The sequence below is a fragment of the Gordonia sp. CPCC 206044 genome, from assembly GCF_048537895.1.
In the GTDB taxonomy this organism is placed as follows: domain Bacteria; phylum Actinomycetota; class Actinomycetes; order Mycobacteriales; family Mycobacteriaceae; genus Gordonia.
Genome location: NZ_JBCLVL010000005.1, coordinates 204,480 through 221,611 on the forward strand (window position 1 = coordinate 204,480; position 17,132 = coordinate 221,611).

A 17,132-nucleotide genomic window follows, 5' to 3' on the forward strand; every position below is an offset into this window, starting at 1 on the left:
ACCGGTGGCGTGGCGAACGTCGCCATCGTCGCGGGACCTGATGCGGGGCATGCCTTTCCGGCTTTCGCGCTGGCCGAACGGTTGGTGGGCGAGGGCATCGGCACCATCGTGTACACCGGGGCGCAGTGGTGCGGCCCGGCCGGTGAGCGCGGTCTGGACGTCCGCGAACTGCCGGGGCTGGCACTCGTCGACGGCGACGACGACACGGATGCCGGCGCCAAGCTGAGCCTGCGTGCGGCACGGATCGCGGAATCGTTGGCGCCACGCCTGATCGACGACCGCGTCGAGTTGGTCGTCTGCGACGTCATCACCGTCGGCGGTGGGTGGGCCGCCGAACTCGTCGGAATCGACTGGATCGAGTTGTCCCCGCATCCGCTCTACCGCCCGTCACGGGGTCTGCCGCCGATCGGTGCCGGACTCGAACCCGGTACCGGATGGTCGGGACGACTGCGTGATCGGCTGATGCGGGCGGCCACCGGCCTGTCGTTGCGCCAGGGCGAGCGTCAACGTGTGATGGCCCGTGAGGCGATCGGACTGACCGGCCTCGGTGACCGGCCGACCGCACGGTTCGTCGCCACGTTGCCCGCACTGGAGGTCCGTCGTCCGGACTGGCCGGATCGCACGCACCTCGTCGGCCCACTGCTGTGGGAACCGACCGACGAGGTCTTCGATCGCCCGGCCGGATCGGATCGGCTCGTGCTCGTCGCGCCGTCCACGGCCGTCACCGGTGCCGCGGACATGGCTGCACAGACGCTTGCCGCGTTGCGCCCCGAGGTCTTGGGAATGCCTGTGCGCGTTGTGGTCTCGGCGCTCGATCCGCCCACCGGGACGAGCGTCGACGAGGCCGTGGTCGTCGGTACCGCGCGACAGGACGACATCCTGCCGGAGGCGGATCTGGTGATTTGCGGTGGCGGGCACGGGATGCTCGCCAAAGCGCTGTCGGCAGGTGTCCCGGTGGTCACCGTCCCGGGCGGCGGGGATCAGTGGGAGTTGGCCAATCGCGTGCAGCGGCAGGGGAGCGGGCGACTGGTACGGCCGGTGTCGGCCGACGCCATCGGCGCGGCGGCCCGCGAGGTGCTCACCGATCCGGCCCACGGCGCCGCGGCCCGTCGGGCGGCGGCGACCGCTGGATCGGTCGTCGACCCCGTCCGGGTGGTGCGGCGGATCCTCGGGAGGTAGCCCGGCGCCGACGTCGGTAGTCTGGCCGCGTGCGTCTGACGGAGTTCACCGAGTTGATCACCGAGGAGTTCGGGCAGCAGTCCGCCGATTCGATCCTCGTGGATCACGTGCTGTTGGAGTTCGGCGGGCGAACCGGCGCACAGGCGATCGAGGACGGGGTCGATCCGCGCGACGTCTGGGTGGCGATCTGCCGTGACTTCGACGTGCCGCGCGACCGCTGGTAGGCGTCGCCGAACCCCCGCCGACGCGCGGCGTGTCACACTTGCCATCGAACACATGTTCGTTCATTGTTGTGGGTGACGGAACCGGGCACGAGTCGCGAACGTCCAATGCATGAGAGTCGGCAATGCGTGAGAGTCACCCAAGGCGACGACGAGATCGGGCGAACGAGATTTGTCGGACCCTCCGGCTAGCGTGCAGAACACGTCAGCCGACACCCCAGACCCACACAGCATCCGTCCGGATCACCGGCGGACAGTTCGGAGGAGAACCCCATGGCAGCTGCACCCCAGGATCGGGAGAAGGCGCTCGATCTGGCCCTCGCCCAGATCGACAAGAACTTCGGCAAGGGTTCGGTCATGCGCCTCGGCGAGGAGACCCGTCAGCCCATCGAGGTGATCCCGACGGGATCGATCTCCCTCGACGTCGCGCTGGGGATCGGCGGTCTGCCGCGTGGCCGCGTCGTGGAGATCTACGGACCGGAATCGTCGGGTAAGACCACCGTCGCGCTGCATGCGGTCGCCAACGCTCAGGCGGCCGGTGGGATCGCCGCCTTCATCGACGCCGAGCACGCCCTCGACCCCGACTACGCGGCGAAGCTCGGTGTGGACACCGACGCGCTGCTGGTCTCTCAGCCCGACACCGGCGAGCAGGCACTCGAGATCGCGGACATGCTGATCAGGTCCGGCGCGCTCGACATCCTGGTGATCGACTCGGTTGCCGCGCTGGTGCCGAAGGCCGAGATCGAGGGTGAGATGGGCGACAGCCACGTCGGTCTGCAGGCTCGTCTGATGAGTCAGGCGCTGCGCAAGATGACCTCGGCGCTGAACAACTCGAAGACCACCGCGATCTTCATCAACCAGCTCCGCGAGAAGATCGGCGTGATGTTCGGCTCGCCGGAGACCACCACCGGTGGTAAGGCTCTGAAGTTCTATTCCTCTGTCCGCCTTGATGTCCGGCGCATCGAGACCCTCAAGGACGGAACCGACGCGGTCGGCAACCGCACACGCGTGAAGATCGTCAAGAACAAGGTGGCCCCGCCGTTCAAGCAGGCCGAGTTCGACATCCTGTACGGACACGGCATCAGCAAGGAGGGATCGCTGATCGACATGGGTGTCGCCGAGGGCTTCATCCGCAAGTCCGGTTCGTGGTTCACCTACGAGGGTGATCAGCTCGGTCAGGGCAAGGAGAACGCCCGCAAGTTCCTGATCGAAAACGACGACATCCGTGACGAGATCGAGAAGAAGATCAAGGAGAAGCTCGGTATCGGTGCCGTCGTCGACGCCGACGATGTCGCACCGGCGCCGGTGGAGTTCTGACCTCCCGGAACCGACGCTCGATGAGTACGACACCGGACCCCGAGGAACGGACCGGTCCCAGCGCCTGGGACGCGGCACTCCGACTCCTCGGGGTCCGCGCACGTTCACGGCACGAGATCCGGGACCGTCTCGCACGCAAGGGGTTCGACGCCGAGACGATCGACGATGTGCTGATCCGTCTGGACAAGCACCATCTCGTCGACGACGAGGATTTCGCCGCCGAATGGGTCCGTGCGCGCGGTACCAACTCGGCGCGCGGACGTGTCGCGTTGCGTCACGAGCTACGAGCCAAGGGCGTCGATGCCGGCACCATCGAGTCGGCGCTCGCCGAGGTCGATCCCGCCGACGAGCGGGCGGTGGCGGCAGAGCTGGTCGAGAAGAAACTGACGCCCGCCCAGCTGGACCGACTACACGACGATCCGGCGATGCGTGACAAGCTGTTTCGTCGACTCGTCGGGATGCTGTTGCGCCGTGGCTATCCGCAGGCGATGTCGATCGACGTGGTCAACGAGTCGCTCGACGAAGCCCTGGCCTGATCGGGCGCGAGCCGGTGTCGACTCGAGCCCGATCACCGGCCGAACGGGATGTTCTCCGCCGCAGCGATGTCGGTCGTGTCGGCGTCGGCGACATCGGTGTGGCGCGCCCCGCGCCGGAGCCGTCCCTCGATGAACGTTGCCAGTGACGACAGCCCGAAGTTGATGACGATCATCACCACCGCGACCACGATCAGCGCGGGCAGATAGTTGCCGTAGTACGACGCCGACTGGATTCCCGAACGGACCACTTCGACGTAGCCGATCGCGTATCCGAGGGCGCTGTCCTTGAGCGCGATGACCATCTGGGAGATCAGCGCGGGCAACATCGCGGTCACGGCCTGGGGGAGCAGGATGATCCGCATCATCTGGGACTTGCGCAGTCCCAGCGCCATCGATGCCTCGGTCTGGCCCTTCGGCAACGAATTGATCCCGGAGCGCAGGATCTCCGCGATGACCGAACCGTTGTACAGGGTCAGACCGGTGACCACGGCCGCGAAGGCCAACTGAGACGACGGGAAGATCGCGTAGTCGGCGTAGAGGTAGTAGGTGAAGATCATCAGGATCAGCACCGGGATGGCGCGGAACACCTCGACGAGCAGTCCGGCGATGGCGCGGACCCAAGCATGGTCGGAGAGCCTGCCGATACCCAGCACCGCACCCAGCAGCAACGCCAGGATGATCGACAGCACCGCCGCCTTCAGCGTGCCCCAGAGTCCGGGCAGGATGTAGGTCGTCCACGTCGTGGACTTGACGAACGGATTCCACTTCTCCGAGGTCAGCTGATCATTGCCGGCCAGGATGTAGATTACGTAGGCGAGCACCGCGACCAGGATGGCGATGAACGCCACCGCGACCAGCCGGTTACGCAGCCGTGCCCGCGGTCCGGGGGCGTCGTAGAGGACGGTGGCGTCGGCGCTCATCGCTTCACCGCCAGTCGCTTGGCCAGGTATCCGAAGACGAAGCCCTCGGCCAGGGTGATGATCATGAAGCCGATCGCGATGATGATGAACACCGCGATGATCTGGTCGGAGTACGTCTCGATCTCCTCCTTCATGAGCAGCGACGCCTCGGCGACGCCGATGACCGACGCGATCGTGGTGTTCTTCGTCAGAGCGATCAGGACGCTACCGAGCGGGCCGATCACCGACCGGATCGCCTGCGGCAGTACGACGATCCCGAAGACCTGCATGAAGGTCAGACCCAACGAACGGGCCGCCTCGGCCTGACCCATCGGTACCGTGTTGAAACCCGAGCGCAGCGTCTCGCACACGAACGTCGCCGTGTAGAGAATGAAGCCGAGTACGGCGAGCCAGAAGTTGTTGTTCTCGATGAAGTTCTCGTTCTCCGGAGCCAACGTCAGCCCGAGGTTCTGATAGAGACCGATCGAGCAGAACAGCACGATCAGCGTCAACGGGGTGTTCCGGACGATGTTGACGTAGATCCCGGCGAACCGGCGCATCACGGGCACCGGCGACACGCGCATGCCCGCGAGGATCGTTCCCCAGATCAACGCGCCGATCGCGGAGAAGAACGTCAGTTTGAGGGTCACCCAGAACGCGGGCCACAGCTGTGGACCCATGTCCGCCCAGAGTTCACTCACCGGCGATCAGCCCCCTTCGTTTCTCTCGCGGTCATGTCAGCTCAGCCCCGGCGGGCACGGTGTGGAGGTGGAGTCGAGAAAACCGAGATCTCCGGGATTCGGGGTGAACTTGTACCGCGAACCGGGAGCATCGGCGCGAGCGATCATCGAGTCGACCTCTTCGTCGCCGATCGCGTCGCGGAGGGCGTTGTCCCACGGCGAGCGGCCGTCAGGTCCGTCGACCATCATCGCCTTGAGCGCCTCGTTGACCTTGGCCACCGACTCGGGATACTCCTTCGCCATACCGATGCCGTAGTACTCGGTCGAGAACGGTGTGCCCGCCGTCTTCAGGGCATCCTTCACACACGCGTCCTTCGGGTACGACATGCTCACGAGTTTGAACTCGTCCGGGAAGAAGGCCGCGTACCCGGCGAGGATCACCTCATCGGTGGTCAACGCGTCCACCTTGCCGCGGCGCAACGCCTCCACACACGACGAGTAGGAGTCGTATTCCTGCAACTGCACCGACGGCAGTTGGGCCTTCACGTTCTGCGCGGGGGTCGAACCGGTGACCGAACACAGTTTCTTGCCCGAATTGAGATCGGTGAGTGTCTGGATCGAATCGTCGTCCTCGCGCACCAACAGACCCTGGTAGTTGATCAGGTACGGGCCGGCGAAGTCCACCCGCTTGGCGCGTGCGGACGTGATCGAGTAGGTGGCGGCGATCATGTCGACCTCGCCGTTGTCGATCAGCGTCTCGCGTTGGGCAGACGGCGTTTCCTTCCAGGTGATCTTCGGATGAGGTACGCCCATCTCGTCGGCCATGTGGTTGACCACATAGGTGGACACCGACGGGTCGAACCCGGTCACCGACTTGTCCGGATTGCGGATCCCCAGTCCGGGTTGGTCGTACTTGGTGCCCAGGACGACCGACCCGCTGCGGATGGAGTCGACGAGGTTCCGGGGCTCGGAATTGCCGCAGCCGGCCAGCGTCGCGGCGATCAACGCCAACGCCGCGGTGACGGCTCCGAGGGTCGTTGCAGACTTGCGCATCTCAGTGGCCCAGGATCTTGCCGAGGAAATCGCGCGCGCGCTCGGACTTCGGGGCCGAGAAGAAGCTCTCCGGATCCGAGTCCTCCACGATCGCCCCGTCGGCCATGAAGATGACCCGATCCGCGGCTCGACGGGCGAAGCCCATCTCGTGGGTCACCACGATCATCGTCATGCCTTCTTTGGCGAGTGACACCATGACGTCGAGTACCTCGTTGACCATCTCGGGGTCGAGCGCAGACGTCGGTTCGTCGAACAACATGACCTTGGGCGCCATCGCCAACGAGCGTGCGATCGCCACACGCTGCTGCTGTCCGCCGGAGAGCTGCGCGGGGTACTTGTCCTTCTGGCTCGCGATGCCCACGCGCTCGAGGAGTTCGAGCGCACGCTTGCGTGCATCGGCCTTGCTCTGCTTGCGGACCTTCGTCGGCGCGAGGGTCACATTCTCCAGAATTGTCTTGTGCGCGAACAGATTGAACGACTGGAAGACCATTCCGACGTCGGCGCGCAGCCGGGCCAGATCACGGCCCTCCTCGGGCAGCAGGTTCCCTTCGATGTAGATCTCGCCGCTGTCGATGGGCTCGAGCCGGTTGATGGTGCGGCACAAGGTCGACTTACCCGAACCCGACGGTCCCAGGACCACGACGACCTGCCCGCTGGGGACCTCGAGGTCGATGTCGCGGAGCACGTGCAGCGCACCGAAGTGCTTCTGCACGTCCTTCATGACGATCATCGGCTTGGCGGTGTTCGTCGTTCCTGTCGTCAGTCCGGCTGGCGCAGAATCGTCGCTGGGCGAATCGGTCATAGATGATGACCCTAGTGTGGTCGGGGGCAGCGCGTCCTGTTCATCGGCCTGGCGAGTGTCGGAAACGCGATTTGCCCTGGCCAGTACCCTGTATCGAGTGAGTATCAGTGCCGCACCCGCCCGCCGTTATCAGGTTCGCACTTATGGCTGCCAGATGAACGTGCACGATTCGGAGCGGATCGCCGGTCTACTCGAAGACGCCGGGTACGTGAAGGCCGACGACGACGGGGATGCGGACCTGGTGGTGTTCAACACCTGTGCGATCCGCGAGAACGCCGACAACAAGCTCTACGGCAACCTCTCGCACCTCGCCCCGGTCAAGTCGGAGCGACCGGGCATGCAGATCGCTGTCGGCGGGTGTCTGGCACAGAAGGACAAGGACGTGGTGCTGCGCAAGGCGCCGTGGGTCGATGTGGTGTTCGGCACACACAACATCGGTTCGTTGCCCGCACTGCTCGACCGGGCGCGACACAACGAGTCCGCTCAGGTGGAGATCCTCGATTCGCTCGAGCGGTTCCCGTCGACCTTGCCGGCCAAGCGGGACTCCGCATATTCGGGCTGGGTCTCGGTCTCGGTCGGCTGCAACAACACCTGCACGTTCTGCATCGTGCCATCGCTGCGCGGCAAAGAGGTCGATCGTCGGCCCGGTGACGTGCTCGCCGAGGTGCAGGCACTCGTGGATCAAGGTGTGATGGAGGTCACGCTGCTCGGTCAGAACGTCAACGCCTACGGCATGTCGTTCGCCGACCCCGACCAGCCGCGCAATCGAGGTGCGTTTGCTGAACTGTTGCGAGCCTGCGGTGACATCGACGGGCTCGAGCGCGTACGGTTCACCTCCCCGCATCCCGCCGAGTTCACCGACGACGTGATCGATGCGATGGCGCAGACCCCGAATGTCTGCCCACAACTGCACATGCCGTTGCAGTCCGGGTCGGACCGCATCCTCAAGACGATGCGACGCTCCTACCGTCGACGTAAGTTCCTCGGCATCCTCGAGAAGGTTCGTGCCGCGATGCCGCATGCGGCGATCACCACCGACATCATCGTCGGGTTCCCGGGCGAGACCGAGGAGGACTTCCAGCAGACCCTGGAAGTCGTTGCGGCCGCACGGTTCTCCAGCGCATTCACCTTCCAGTACTCGCCGCGGCCGGGCACGCCCGCCGCGACGATGGACGATCAGGTTCCGCCGGACGTCGTCGCCGACCGGTATCAGCGTCTGATCGCCCTGCAGGAAGAGATCTGTCTGTCCGAGAACCGGGCACTCGTCGGAACCGACGTGGAACTGCTGGTGGTGGCCGACGACGGCCGCAAGTCCGCGCATTCGCACCGCATGACCGGTCGCGCACGCGATGGTCGGCTGGTGCACTTCGCGACCGACGAGCGACACGGCGTGGAGACGATCCGGCCCGGAGACGTGGTCACCACCCAGGTGACCGGAGCTGCACCGCACCACCTGATCGCCGACGCCGGTGTGGTCACCCATCGTCGTACCCGGGCCGGCGACGCGCATGAGGCGAGCCGCACGCCGACGACACCTCCGGTGGGTGTCGGGCTCGGCATGCCGACGATTGGAGTCGCTGCGCCCGAACCGGTCGGTGCCAGCTGTGGGGGAGGGTGCGAGTGATGGCCGAGTTCGCCGAATACGAGGGAGACCTACGCAAGGCCGAACGGAAGGTCGCGGGCGAGATCGATCCGGGCGCACGTGCGGTCGTCGTGGCGGTGGCCGTGCTCGTGGCCATCCTGTCGCTGATCCTGCCGCACACCGGGACCGCGAGCGGCATCGACGTCCTGACCTTCTCGCCGGATGCGGTCGCCGAACGCGTCACCATCACCTCGAAGGTCTTCGTCTACCTGCTCGTGATCTTCGGGATCGGCGCGTCGGTGCTCGCCCTGCTCACCCGGCGGTGGATCGTCGCCTGGATCGCGCTGTGCGGCAGCGCCGTCTCCTGCGTGGCGGGCATGCTTGCCTGGTGGTCGCGCAACACCCCGGGCGTCGGCGGTGTCGAACCGCCCTCGGGAGTCGGGATCGGCCTGATCCTCGGATGGTTGGCCGCGCTCGTGCTGACCTTTCACTGGGCACGTGTGGTGTGGGCGCGCAGCACCTACCACCTGGCCTTGGAGGAAGAACGTCGCAAGGAGGCCGCCGCCCGCGAGGACGTGCTGCGGTCGCTACAGCACAAACCGGAGCAGACGACCGACACCGACGACTGACACCGGACGACCACTGGTCCGATGCGTCAGCGGTCGGCGATGGCGCTGGCCGCGGCGTCGGCCCATTCCCGCCATTGGGCGGCCTGCTCGCGTAGCTCGGTGGCCTGTTTCGTCTTGCCACGCTCGTCGGCCTTGCGGGCCTGATCCTCGAACTGTGCGGCGCGGTCGGCGAACTGGGCCGCCCGGGCCTGCGCCTCCGGATCGGTGCGTTGCCACTGAGTCTCCTCGGCGTCGCGGATCCGCTTCTCCAGTGCCCTCGCCCGACCCTCGAGACTGTTCATCTGGTCGCGCGGCACCTTGCCGATCTCGTCCCACTTGTCGCGGAACGTCCGGAACTCCCGGCGGGCGGCCTCGAGGTCGGCGGCCGGATCGATGCTCTTCTCGGCGTCGTCGAGCAGCGCGCGCTTGGCCGCGCCGTTGGCGGCGTACTCGCTGTCGCGTTCCGACGACGCAGCGTTGCGGGCGGAGAAGAAGACGTCTTGGGCGGCCTTGAACCGTCGCCAGAGCGCGTCGTCGGAATCGCGCGGGGCGCGGCCGGCCGCCTTCCACTCCGCGAGTAGTTCGCGGAACAGGGCCGACGTGGGACCCCAGTCGGTGGATCCGGACAGTTCCTCGGCGCGGGTGATCAACTCTTCCTTGCGTGCCTTGGCCCCGGCGCGTTCCCGGTCGAGCTCGGCGAAGTGCGCACCGCGTCGACGATTGAACGCATCGCGTGCCTTCGCGTAGCGCTTCCACAGCGCATCGTCGGTCTTGCGGTCGACCCCCTTGATGGTCTTCCACTCCTCGAGGATCGTGCGCAACCGGTCACCGGCGACCTTCCACTGAGTGGAGTCGGCGCCGATCTGCTCGGCCTCGGCCGCCAGTTCCTCCTTGCGGGCGATCGCGGCGCTGCGGGCCTGCTCTCGCTCGGCCTTGATGGAGTCGGCGACCTCGTCGGCACTGCCGACGATCACCGTGAGACGTTCCTCGATGGCGGCGACGTCGCCGATCACGGCGACGGTGGGCAGCGAATCCAGCAGATGCCGCGCGGCGGCCTGTGCCTTGCGCGGATCACCGGACCGGGCGGCCAGACGTTCCTCGAGGATCTCCACCTCGGTGGCCAGGTCGTCGAACTTGCGCGCGAAGTGGGCGAGGCCGTCCTCGATGGAGCCCGCCTGCCAGGAACCGATCTCGCGTTCGCCGCCCGCGGTCTTGAGCCACACCACACCGTCGGCGTCGATGCGCCCGAACTCGTGGGGATCGCCATGCGGGACGGGGGTCGGGACCGCCGGGATCTCCGCCGGACGCGGTGGCGGGCCCGGGCGCGGTCCGGGTTTGGGGCCCGGTTTGGGGATCGGATGTGGTTTCGGTGCCTCGGCGGCGGTGTCGGCGCCTGCCGAGGGATCACTGGTGGTCGTCGGGTCGATCGGATTCGTCATGTGCAGGTGCCCTCTCCCGCAGGTTGGGTGCCGCGCGTCACGGCTGCCGGTCACTCGACCCCGCGCGACATCGCCCGGATGCCGGAACGGGTCTCCCCATTCAAGCAGGTCAGCGCTCACCGTGGGGCCGCTGCGACGACATTGCGTCGCGATGCGGTGCTCGCGGGGTCGTCACGGTCGGCTAGCGTCGTGGTCGTGTTGGCGTCCGTCGTCTTCGTCCCGAGTGCTCCGCTGCTGGTGCCCGCGCTGTCCGGGCCCGCTGCGGTCGAGACCGAATCCGTGCGAGAGGCGACGCTCGGCGCGGCCGCCGAACTCGCCCGCGTGGCGCCTCGGTGGATCGCTGTCGGCGCGTCGGACGGGGACCCGCGCGACGTGGGGGTGTCGGGCACGTTCGCCGCGTACGGCGTCGACCATCCGGTCTCGCTCGAGGTGGCAGCGCCCGGTGATCCGACCACACGCACCGGTGGGCTCCCGCTGTCGATGCTCATCGCGGCGTGGCTGCGCGGCGAGTCGAAGGCCGATTCCGTCACACCCGTGCTCGTCGGCGTTGACGCGTCGTCGGACGAGTGCGCGCGGATCGGCGCCGAACTCGCAGACCGCATCGCCGCCGACCCGGAGCCGATCGGGGTGCTCGTCGTCGGGGACGGTGCGATCTCCTTGTCGGCGCGGGCACCCGGTGGGGGACTGCGTGACGAAGCCGTCGTCCTACAGGGGCAGGTCGACGCCGCGATAGCGTCCGCGGACACCGCGACGCTCGCGGGGCTCGACATCGACCGGTGCGCGGCAGAGTCGGTCGCGGGGCGCCCGGCATGGCAGGTGGCGGCAGGCCTCTGCGGTGATCGGCCGATGGCGGTCGACGTGCGTTACGCCGACGCGCCGTTCGGCGTCGGCTACACGGTCGCGGTGTGGACGCCGCGATGACCACACCGGTTGCCGTCGTCGGTCCCACCGCGAGCGGGAAATCCGACCTCGCCCTCGACATCGCGGAGCGGCTCGGCGGGGAAATCGTCAACCTCGATGCCATGCAGCAGTACCGCGGGATGGACATCGGCACCGCGAAACTGCCCGTCGCGCAGCGGCGCGGCATCCCGCACCATCAGATCGATGTCCTCGACGTCACCCAGACCGCGACGGTGGCGCGGCATCAGCGTGCCGCCTCCGACGACGTCGACCGGCTGATCGCGGCCGGCGTCACGCCCGTCCTCGTGGGCGGCTCGATGATGTACATCCAAGGCCTGCTGGACAATTGGCAGTTCCCGGCCACCGATCCGGAGGTGCGCGCGCGCTACGAGGCGATGCTCGAGGACCTGGGGGTGGCCGCGCTGCACCGCCGTCTCGCCGAGGTCGATGCCGCGGCGGCGGCATCCATCCTGGACACCGACGGTCGCCGGATCGTCCGTGCGCTGGAGGTCGTCGAACTCACCGGCAAGCCGTTCGCGGCCTCGGCGCCGACCATCGGCGAACCACGCTGGCAGACCCGTATTCTCGCGCTGGACCGGGACACGGAAGCCCTCGACGAGCGCATTCGGTTGCGGACCCGACAGATGTTCGCCGACGGGCTCGTCGACGAGGTGCGCGCGCTGTGTGATGTCGGGCTGCGGGAGGGGCGTACCGCATCTCGGGCCATCGGGTACGCGCAGGTGCTCGCCGCCCTCGACGGCGACCACGACATGGACGCGGCCGAGGAACTCACCTTCATCGGCACCCGCCGTTACGTCCGGCGTCAACGATCCTGGTTCCGTCGCGACCATCGCATCGTATGGCTCGATGCGGCCGACGCGGATCTGACGGGCACCGCCCTGCGCGCCATCGGTCCGCGCTGATCGGCGCCGGCCGACGACCCGTACCCTGTGGGGGTGGACAAGCAGCGCTTCGTGAAGGGTCACGGGACCCAGAACGACTTCGTCATCCTCACCGATCCGGCTGCCGATCTCGACCTGGACGAACGGTCGGTCGCCGCGCTGTGTGACCGGCGTCGCGGTATCGGTGCCGACGGTCTGTTGCGTGTGGTGCGTTCGGCCGCCCTCGTGCAGCAAGGTGTACTCGACGCCCTGCCCGACGGCGTGGCCCCCGACGACTGGTTCATGGACTACCGCAACGCCGACGGGTCGATCGCCGAGATGTGCGGCAACGGGGTTCGCGTCTTCGCCCACCACCTGCGGGCATCGGGTCTCGTCGCCGACGACGAGTTCACCGTCGGGTCCCGCGCCGGTGCACGTCCCGTCACCGTGCACTCGTACGACAACGTGCACGCCGACGTCACCGTCGAGATGGGGCGGGTATTGATCGACGGCGAGTCGATGGTCCGGATCGGCGACGACGTGTACCGCGGTGTGCGTGTCGACGTGGGCAATCCGCACCTCGCGTGCGTCGTGCCGGAGATGAGCGACGACGATCTGGCCGCGGTAGATTTCGCCGAGGGCGTACAGATCGACCACGAGGCCTTCCCGCACGGTGCGAACGTCGAACTGGTCACCCCGCCGGATGCGCGCGATGCCGCCGGCCGCTTGAGCGCGGCGATGCGCGTCTTCGAGCGCGGTGTGGGGGAGACCCGCAGCTGTGGGACCGGGCTGGTGGCGGCGGGTGCCGCGATCCTGCACGGACGGGGAGAAGAGGTCGGCACGCTGCGCATCACCGTCCCCGGCGGACTGGTGGAGGTGGGTGTGCGCGCCGACGGTGCCACCCTGCGCGGCCCGTCGGTACTGGTCGCCGACGGACAGCTGCGTCCGGGCTGGGAGCGTGGCGCGCCCTGACGCCGGAAAAACCAGATGCCGCCCGGCCGTCGGCCGTGACATCATGGATCCCGTATGACCGAATCAACAGCAGCAACATCATCTGATTTCACCGACGTCCCCGACGCCCGTGACATCCTGCACGGACTGGCGGCGCCGACGACCGGTGAACTCCAGCTCGAGGATCGCGCGTCCCTGCAACGCGTCGCCGGACTGTCGACAGAACTCACCGACGTCACCGAGGTCGAGTACCGGCAACTGCGGCTCGAGCGTGTCGTGCTGGTCGGTGTCTGGACCGAAGGCACCGCGGCGCAAGCCCGCGCCAGCATGGTCGAACTCGCCGCGCTCGCCGAGACGGCGGGCTCCGAGGTGCTCGATGCCCTCATCCAGCGCCGGTCGCGGCCCGACTCGGCCACCTACATCGGTTCGGGCAAGGCTGACGAGCTGCGTGAGGCGGTGCTGGCCACCGGTGCCGACACGGTGATCTGCGACGGTGAGTTGACCCCCGCCCAGCTGACCGCGCTGGAGAAGATCGTGAAGGTCAAGGTGATCGACCGCACCGCCCTGATCCTCGACATCTTCGCCCAGCACGCCACATCTCGGGAGGGCAAGGCGCAGGTCTCGTTGGCCCAGATGGAGTACATGCTGCCGCGCCTGCGTGGTTGGGGCGAGTCGATGTCCCGTCAGGCAGGCGGTCGCGCCGGCTCGAACGGCGGCGTGGGTCTGCGTGGTCCCGGCGAGACCAAGATCGAGACCGACCGTCGGCGTATTCGCGAACGGATGGCGAAGCTGCGCAGAGAGATCCGTGGGATGAAGAAGTCTCGTACGGTGATGCGCGCCGCGCGCGAACGCAACGCCATTCCGCGGTTGACGGTTGCCGGCTACACCAATGCCGGAAAGTCCAGCCTGGTCAATGCGATGACCGGTTCGGGTGCCCTGGTCCAGGATGCGCTGTTCGCGACCCTCGATCCGACGACGCGGCGGGCCACCCTCGACGACGGGCGCGCCGTGGTGTTCACCGACACCGTCGGCTTCGTGCGTCACCTGCCCACCCAGCTGGTCGAGGCGTTCCGTTCGACACTGGAGGAGGTCGTGGACGCCGATCTGGTCCTGCACGTGGTGGACGGTTCGGATCCGTTTCCGGCCGAGCAGATCTCGGCGGTCCGCCAGGTGATCAACGAGGTGGTCGCCGCCGACGACGTCAAGCCGCCGCCGGAGATGTTGGTGATCAACAAGATCGATGCGATCGACGGTAACCGTATGACCGAGCTGCGCCATGCGTTCGGTGACGCGGTCTTCGTCTCGGCGCGCACCGGCGAGGGGATGCCCGAGTTGTTCGACCGCATCCGCGAGTTCGTCGGACGCGGCGACGTGGAGCTGACCATCGACGTGCCCTATACCCGTGGGGACCTGGTGTCGCGAATCCACGAGGAGGGCGAGGTGCTCACCAGCGAACACACCGCCGACGGCACCCGGATGCGGGTCCGCGTGCCCGTCGCGTTCGCGGGTGGACTTGCCGATCTCGAGGTCGCCACCGAATCGGACCAGTCACCGGTCGGCGGGCTCACATAACCCGAGCTGACGACGAGCCGGGCTGACGACGACGAACACCGCCCGCCCAGGCCGCGGGGCCCAGGCAGGCGGTGTCCGCCGACGGTTCCTAGTCGGCGTCGAGATCCTTGGCGACCAGCGCCGCGATCGTGTCCAGGGTGGTCTGATCGTCGGAGGTGACGACCACGTTGGTGCCCTTCTCTGCACCCAGGGTCATGATCATCAGCGCCGAGCCCGCATCCACCGGGTCACCGCCTTCGAGGGCGAGGGTCACCGGTGTGCCGGCTTCCTGGGCGGCCTCGGCGATGATGGTCGCAGGTCGGGCGTGCAGTCCGACGGCGGACCCGACGGTGACGGTCGTGCTGGGCATAAGCGCTCCTTCGTGGGTTGCTGGGATCGTACGGGTCGGGAATGTCTTGGGTGTCTTGGTAGCAGTGTTACCCGAATCAGGCTCAGGCGGGAACTGTTTCGAGTTCCGCGATCGAGGTCACCTCGTCGCGGTTGCCCCGCCACTGTTTGGCGGCGATGACCAGTACCGCCGAGAGGACCACACCGGCGGCCAACGCGATCAGGAACAGGTACCAGTGGTTCATCGTGAAGAACACGAAGATCCCTCCGTGCGGCGCCCGCTGCGTGACGCCGAACGCCATGATCAGCGCCCCGGACAGTGCGCCGCCCGCCATCATCGACGGGATGACGCGGAACGGGTCGGTCGCGGCGAACGGGATCGCGCCCTCGGAGATGAACGACGCTCCGAGCAACCAGGCCGCCTTGCCGTTCTCGCGCTCCGGCTCGGTGAACAGCTTGGGACGCAGAACCGTTGCCGCGAGGGCGAGCGCGAGGGGCGGCACCATGCCCGCGCACATGACCGCCGCCATGATCTCGAGTTGCGCCGTGCCGCCGATGGCCAGACCTGCCGTGGCGAACAGGTAGGCGGCCTTGTTGACCGGGCCACCGAGGTCGAAGCACATCATCAGGCCGAGCACGATACCGAGGACGATGGCCGAACCGCCGGACATGCTGTTGAGCCCGTCGGTCATCTTCTCGGTGAGCCAGGCGAGTGGCTTGCCGAGCAACATGTACAGCAGCAGACCGATGACCAGGCTGCCGGCCAGCGGGATGATCACCACCGGCATCAGTCCGCGAGCCCACTGTGGCAACGGGATTCGGGAGATCCACAGGCATGCGACGCCGGCGATGAGACCACCGACCAAGCCGCCGATGAAGCTCGCGCCCACGGCCACCGACACCAGGCCGGCGACGAAACCGGGAGCGATCCCGGGGCGATCGGCGATCGCGAACGAGATGTATCCCGCCAGGACGGGGACGAGCATGCTCATGGCGAGACTTCCGACGGCGAACAGCACCGCGCCGATGTACTGTCCGAGCCCACCGGCGGGCAGATCCCACAGGCTATTGTGCAGGGAGATGAACTGCCCGTCGTTCATCGCTCCGGTGGGGTCGAGGGTCGAATTGGCGATCTCGTACCCGCCGAGGAAAGGCAGGAAGGCCAGCGCCATCAGCAGGCCGCCCGCCGCGACGAACGGGATCATGTAGCTCACACCGGTCATCAGCGCCTGCTGGACCTGCTTGCCGATCCCGAGACCGCCGGTCGTCGCAGAGTCGGCGGCTTCGTTGCCGTCGCCCTCACGGACGACCGCCGCGTGTGGATTCGTCGATGCCGCAACGGCTTCGGCGATCATCTGGTCGGGTTCGTTGATCGCCCGCTTGACGCCGGAGGCGATCACCGGCTTGCCGTGGAAACGTTCCTTGCCCTTGACGCCGACGTCGGTGGCGAAGATGACGGCATCGGCCTCGGCGATGACGTCGGGTGTGAACGGCGTGGTGCCCGACGACCCCTGCGGCTCGACATGGAAGTCGACACCGGCACGTTCGGCGGCGTACTTGAGCGCGTCGGCGGCCATATAGGTGTGTGCGATACCGGTGGGGCAGGCGGTGATGGCCACGATCGACGTGCGCTTCGCGGGCTCCGCAGTGGAGGCAGCGACGGGGGGAGGCGCGGCGGTCGTTGTTGTTGTCGTGGACGGGGAGCCCGAGGCCTCGGGCGTCGGGTTGATCGCGTTGTCGACGAGGGCGACGACGTGGTCGTCCGTGGGCGCCTCGCGCAACGACTGCACGAAGTCCGGCCGGACCAGCGCACGGGCGAGTGAGCTCAGCAACTTCATGTGATCGGCGGCCGCACCCGCCGGGGCGGCGATCAGGAAGACGAGGTCGGCGGGCCCGTCGGGGGCACCGAAATCGACTTTGTGGGACAGGCGTGCCATTGCCAGGCTCGCCTCGGTCACCGATTCGGCACGCGCGTGCGGAATGGCGATGCCGCCCGGCAGCCCGGTCGCCGACTTCGACTCCCGCTCGATCGCACCGCGGACCAGGTCGGTGGGATCGGTGGTTCGTCCGGCATCCGCGAGATGGTCGGCGAGGTAGGCGATCACGGCGGCCGGATCGGCGCCCGCGTCGACGTCGAGGCTCACCGTCTGGGGCGAGATGATCTGTTCTGACATCGGATTTCCTT

Annotated in this window: 17 protein-coding genes; 10 read left to right on the forward strand and 7 right to left on the reverse strand. The window is 67.5% G+C overall.

What is annotated here, in order from left to right; genetic code table 11:
• Positions 1-9: 9 nt before the first annotated feature.
• The 4 genes from AAFP35_RS09635 (at position 10) to AAFP35_RS09650 (ending at position 3,253) form a co-directional block, all read left to right on the forward strand.
• Positions 10-1,179, forward strand: coding sequence for a glycosyltransferase (locus tag AAFP35_RS09635; RefSeq protein ID WP_419221349.1), 1,170 nt, complete (start codon positions 10-12; stop codon positions 1,177-1,179).
• 29 nt (positions 1,180-1,208) lie between these two features.
• A complete protein-coding gene (locus tag AAFP35_RS09640) occupies positions 1,209-1,403 on the forward strand; it encodes a DUF3046 domain-containing protein (RefSeq protein WP_419221350.1) in 195 nt (64 codons plus the stop codon).
• 270 nt (positions 1,404-1,673) lie between these two features.
• Entirely contained in the window at positions 1,674-2,717 is a 1,044-nt protein-coding gene (gene recA, locus AAFP35_RS09645; protein WP_419221351.1) for a recombinase RecA, read from the forward strand.
• 20 nt (positions 2,718-2,737) lie between these two features.
• Complete coding sequence (locus AAFP35_RS09650) at positions 2,738-3,253, forward strand: regulatory protein RecX (protein ID WP_419221352.1); 516 nt, start codon at positions 2,738-2,740, stop codon at positions 3,251-3,253.
• Positions 3,254-3,285: 32 nt separating this feature from the next.
• On the opposite strand, the gene AAFP35_RS09655 is transcribed toward AAFP35_RS09650, so the two are convergent.
• Genes AAFP35_RS09655 through AAFP35_RS09670 form a run of 4 tightly spaced genes read right to left on the reverse strand, consistent with a single transcriptional unit; the run spans position 3,286 to position 6,615 of the window.
• A complete protein-coding gene (locus AAFP35_RS09655) occupies positions 3,286-4,173 on the reverse strand; it encodes an amino acid ABC transporter permease (protein WP_419221353.1) in 888 nt (295 codons plus the stop codon).
• The gene (locus AAFP35_RS09660; protein ID WP_419221354.1) at positions 4,170-4,853 is read right to left on the reverse strand and encodes an amino acid ABC transporter permease; all 684 of its coding nucleotides are present in this window, start codon (positions 4,851-4,853) and stop codon (positions 4,170-4,172) included. The genes AAFP35_RS09655 and AAFP35_RS09660 overlap by 4 nt, the downstream gene beginning before the upstream one ends.
• A 36-nt stretch (positions 4,854-4,889) precedes the next feature.
• Entirely contained in the window at positions 4,890-5,885 is a 996-nt protein-coding gene (locus tag AAFP35_RS09665; RefSeq protein WP_419221355.1) for a glutamate ABC transporter substrate-binding protein, read from the reverse strand.
• A 1-nt stretch (position 5,886) separates the two neighbouring features.
• Positions 5,887-6,615, reverse strand: a complete 729-nt coding sequence (locus AAFP35_RS09670; RefSeq protein ID WP_419221560.1) for an amino acid ABC transporter ATP-binding protein — start codon at positions 6,613-6,615, stop codon at positions 5,887-5,889.
• Between the two features lie 226 nt (positions 6,616-6,841).
• Between AAFP35_RS09670 and miaB the strand changes: the two genes are divergently transcribed.
• A complete protein-coding gene (gene miaB, locus AAFP35_RS09675; RefSeq protein ID WP_419221561.1) occupies positions 6,842-8,311 on the forward strand; it encodes a tRNA (N6-isopentenyl adenosine(37)-C2)-methylthiotransferase MiaB in 1,470 nt (489 codons plus the stop codon).
• A complete protein-coding gene (locus tag AAFP35_RS09680; RefSeq protein ID WP_419221356.1) occupies positions 8,311-8,898 on the forward strand; it encodes a hypothetical protein in 588 nt (195 codons plus the stop codon). Before miaB ends, AAFP35_RS09680 begins: the two co-directional genes overlap by 1 nt.
• Before the next feature lie 26 nt (positions 8,899-8,924).
• Here AAFP35_RS09680 and AAFP35_RS09685 read toward each other — a convergent pair whose 3' ends face one another.
• A complete protein-coding gene (locus tag AAFP35_RS09685) occupies positions 8,925-10,316 on the reverse strand; it encodes a DUF349 domain-containing protein (protein WP_419221357.1) in 1,392 nt (463 codons plus the stop codon).
• A gap of 6 nt (positions 10,317-10,322) precedes the next feature.
• Here AAFP35_RS09685 and AAFP35_RS09690 point away from each other — a divergent pair, with 6 nt between their 5' ends.
• From AAFP35_RS09690 to hflX, 4 genes are read left to right on the forward strand one after another with little or no spacing between them, the layout of a single operon-like run.
• Positions 10,323-11,237 carry a hypothetical protein gene (locus tag AAFP35_RS09690; protein WP_419221358.1) on the forward strand — a complete coding sequence of 305 codons (915 nt, stop codon included), beginning with the start codon at positions 10,323-10,325 and terminating at the stop codon, positions 11,235-11,237.
• Positions 11,234-12,139: a tRNA (adenosine(37)-N6)-dimethylallyltransferase MiaA gene (gene miaA / locus AAFP35_RS09695; RefSeq protein ID WP_419221359.1), complete on the forward strand. Its 906-nt coding sequence runs from the start codon at positions 11,234-11,236 to the stop codon at positions 12,137-12,139. Before AAFP35_RS09690 ends, miaA begins: the two co-directional genes overlap by 4 nt.
• A gap of 27 nt (positions 12,140-12,166) precedes the next feature.
• Positions 12,167-13,069 (forward strand): diaminopimelate epimerase, encoded by a 903-nt coding sequence (gene dapF / locus AAFP35_RS09700; RefSeq protein ID WP_419221360.1) that lies wholly within the window; start codon positions 12,167-12,169, stop codon positions 13,067-13,069.
• A 54-nt stretch (positions 13,070-13,123) separates the two neighbouring features.
• Positions 13,124-14,620, forward strand: a complete 1,497-nt coding sequence (gene hflX / locus AAFP35_RS09705) for a GTPase HflX (protein WP_419221361.1) — start codon at positions 13,124-13,126, stop codon at positions 14,618-14,620.
• A gap of 88 nt (positions 14,621-14,708) precedes the next feature.
• Here hflX and AAFP35_RS09710 read toward each other — a convergent pair whose 3' ends face one another.
• Together AAFP35_RS09710 and AAFP35_RS09715 are read right to left on the reverse strand one after the other, a co-directional pair.
• A complete protein-coding gene (locus tag AAFP35_RS09710) occupies positions 14,709-14,969 on the reverse strand; it encodes an HPr family phosphocarrier protein (protein WP_419221362.1) in 261 nt (86 codons plus the stop codon).
• Positions 14,970-15,051: 82 nt separating this feature from the next.
• Positions 15,052-17,121 (reverse strand): PTS fructose transporter subunit IIABC, encoded by a 2,070-nt coding sequence (locus AAFP35_RS09715; protein ID WP_419221363.1) that lies wholly within the window; start codon positions 17,119-17,121, stop codon positions 15,052-15,054.
• Positions 17,122-17,132 lie beyond the last annotated feature (11 nt).

What these genes read in the sequence shown, in the direction of transcription:
- recA (WP_419221351.1), top strand. Translation starts at nt 1,674, where the DNA reads ATGGCAGCTGCACCCCAGGATCGGGAGAAGGCGCTCGATCTGGCCCTC.
- AAFP35_RS09650 (WP_419221352.1), top strand. Translation starts at nt 2,738, where the DNA reads ATGAGTACGACACCGGACCCCGAGGAACGGACCGGTCCCAGCGCCTGG.
- AAFP35_RS09655 (WP_419221353.1), bottom strand. Translation starts at nt 4,173, where the DNA reads ATGAGCGCCGACGCCACCGTCCTCTACGACGCCCCCGGACCGCGGGCA.
- AAFP35_RS09665 (WP_419221355.1), bottom strand. Translation starts at nt 5,885, where the DNA reads ATGCGCAAGTCTGCAACGACCCTCGGAGCCGTCACCGCGGCGTTGGCG.
- AAFP35_RS09670 (WP_419221560.1), bottom strand. Translation starts at nt 6,615, where the DNA reads ATGATCGTCATGAAGGACGTGCAGAAGCACTTCGGTGCGCTGCACGTG.
- miaB (WP_419221561.1), top strand. Translation starts at nt 6,842, where the DNA reads ATGAACGTGCACGATTCGGAGCGGATCGCCGGTCTACTCGAAGACGCC.
- AAFP35_RS09680 (WP_419221356.1), top strand. Translation starts at nt 8,311, where the DNA reads ATGGCCGAGTTCGCCGAATACGAGGGAGACCTACGCAAGGCCGAACGG.
- AAFP35_RS09685 (WP_419221357.1), bottom strand. Translation starts at nt 10,316, where the DNA reads ATGACGAATCCGATCGACCCGACGACCACCAGTGATCCCTCGGCAGGC.
- miaA (WP_419221359.1), top strand. Translation starts at nt 11,234, where the DNA reads ATGACCACACCGGTTGCCGTCGTCGGTCCCACCGCGAGCGGGAAATCC.
- hflX (WP_419221361.1), top strand. Translation starts at nt 13,124, where the DNA reads ATGACCGAATCAACAGCAGCAACATCATCTGATTTCACCGACGTCCCC.
- AAFP35_RS09710 (WP_419221362.1), bottom strand. Translation starts at nt 14,969, where the DNA reads ATGCCCAGCACGACCGTCACCGTCGGGTCCGCCGTCGGACTGCACGCC.
- AAFP35_RS09715 (WP_419221363.1), bottom strand. Translation starts at nt 17,121, where the DNA reads ATGTCAGAACAGATCATCTCGCCCCAGACGGTGAGCCTCGACGTCGAC.